Here is a 2,407-nt window from a genome sequence, read left to right as displayed (position 1 = left end):
ACTGGTATTTTACAACGGGCACGGTAACCGATCAGGAAGCCCCTGTAATTAGTGGTAGCAACATTGCTGACGGTGCAACCGGCATAGCCATCAACAGCAAGCTGCGTTTTGTAATGGATGAATCCGTCAGTAGCTTCAGCGTAGCCGATAGCGTACATCTGAGTGTCAATGGCGTTGATGTTACCGGTACGGCGACCTTGGCTAGCGACAACCGGACTATTACCTTCACCCCTTCGTCGACGTTGGCGATCAACACCGATTACACCGTGGTGCTGAATGGACTCTATGACTATATCGGTAACCCACTAGCGGCGGTGACGAGTCATTTCACCACCGGTAGTTTGAGTGTCAACGACACTCAAACGCCTACAGTGAGCATTACACCGTCTCATGGCGCTACAGGTGTAGGCGTTAATACACCTATTACGTTCACCTTCAGTGAAGCAATAGATCCGACGACGCTGGACAGTGGTATCAGCATTACCGGAAACGGCTTTAGCGGTGAAATAGCCGGTGACTTTAGTCGCAATGGCAACGTGGTGAGCTTTAATCCACTAACGTCATTGCCAGGTAATACTCAACTCTACGTTGTTGTTAATGGCGTCCTGGATTTGGCGGGTAATAGCAACAGCTATGGTTATAGCTACATTACTACCGGCACGGGTGGTGACACCACAGCGCCGACATTACTATCGATCAGCCCAAGCGATGGCGCGATGGATGTGTATGGCAGCAATCCGATTGTGCTGACTTTCTCTGAGTCGCTGAACCGCAGTACGGTCAACAGCAGTAGCGTTGGGTTATTCGTCAACGGTGCTATTGTGAGTCCCTCATTCAGTTATTCGGGCGATAGCCGCACGGTTACGTTGAGTTACAACCTGCCAGCCTCCAGTATCATTACGGTATTATTAACTAACGACGTCAAAGATCTGAGCGGTAACCGCTTGGCTGATACAGCCAAAGTCTTTGCCACGGCGGCGGCCAGCGATACCGCACGACCCAGTATTGTCACCGCCTTACCGGGTAATGGAAGTTACAACGTCCTCTCGAAAAATAAAGTGGTGCTGTACAGCAATGAGCCGTTGAACAGCAGCACGCTGCAAAGTGCCTTACACGTCTCGCAAAACGGCGTATTGATCAATGGCGACCTGCAGTTGATCGGTGACAATCGGACTTTGATCTTCACCCCGGCGCAACCCTGGGCGAAAGAGGCCTACATCGAAGTATTCCTGGATAGCATGGCGCAAGACACCTCTGGCAATGCCTTGAATAGCTTCCATACGCAGTTCCGGATTGAGGAAGACCCAACCAAAAAAGCGCCTTATGTATTGGCGCTGAATACCGATGACGGCATCCAAATGCCGTTGAACCCGGCTATTGACCTGCAGTTCAACGAACCGCTGGATCCGAGCACGGTTAATAGCTCAACATTCGTTTTACGTGATTACTCAGCATCTGGAAACCCTGAGATAATGGTCTCCGTCAGCTTGCTGAAAGGCGACCGGGTCGTTCGGTTAACTCCCGATCAACCGTTGCAAGCGGGTCATGGGCATTACATGGGTATTCGTAGTGGCCTGAAAGATGCGGGAGGCACCAATTCCACGCAAATAAGCGACTACAACTGGTACTTTACGACCAGTCAAACCGAAGACGGTATTGCTCCGAAGGTAACCGCTTTGAGCCCAACGGAGGGGGCGACTGAAGTGGGCATCAATAACCGCATCTCGATTCGCTTCGATGAATCGGTCAGTCCGATTAGCTTCTTGGGTGACGATGTCGATCTGCCATTAGCGCAAGTGCCGAACTACGATGCGAGAACCTACTCGTTGAGTTTCAGCGACAGCAATCGTCAAGTTACCTATGTGCCTCATGAACCGTGGCCAGTGGACAGTGACGTTACCGTGACAGTTGCAACACCGGAAGATTATGCCGGCCATGTTGTGGAAAGTGCTGCGCATACCTTTCATACTATCAACGGCCCGGATACTGCTGCACCGACGGTGGAAGAGTGGAGCATTATTTCAAATGCGACTAATGTGCCGGTCAATGCAGTGTTCAAAGTACGCTTTAGCGAAGCGATTGATCCGGTATCAGTGACGGAAAGTAGTTTTTACCTGTCCGACACCGTTACCGGGCAAAAGGTGGCTGCAAGTCGGAGTGTTAGCAGTGATGGTCGTACTTTGACGTTGGTGTCTGAACAAGCCTTGGCAGTGGGACGTAGCTATTATCTCTACGCCTACCCTGTTCAGGATATGAACGGTAACAACGTTTATCAATATCGCTATTTCACTACGGCGCTGGCAGCCGATAATACTGCACCGCAAATAAGTGGCTACAGTCTGAATGCCGATCAAGTTGACGTAGCAACCAATGCGGTCTTACAGGTGCAGTTTGATGAGCCTGTGAG

General features: G+C 50.8%; 1 protein-coding gene. It reads left to right on the top strand.

Annotated features, from left to right (window positions below; all coding sequences use genetic code 11):
- On the top strand, positions 1-2,407 hold a 2,407-nt coding region (locus A1359_RS01155), incomplete at both ends, for an Ig-like domain-containing protein (protein WP_198159225.1).

This window comes from Methylomonas lenta, assembly GCF_001644015.1.
Taxonomy (GTDB): domain Bacteria; phylum Pseudomonadota; class Gammaproteobacteria; order Methylococcales; family Methylomonadaceae; genus Methylomonas; species Methylomonas lenta.
This window is presented reverse-complemented; position numbering and strand designations above follow the sequence as displayed.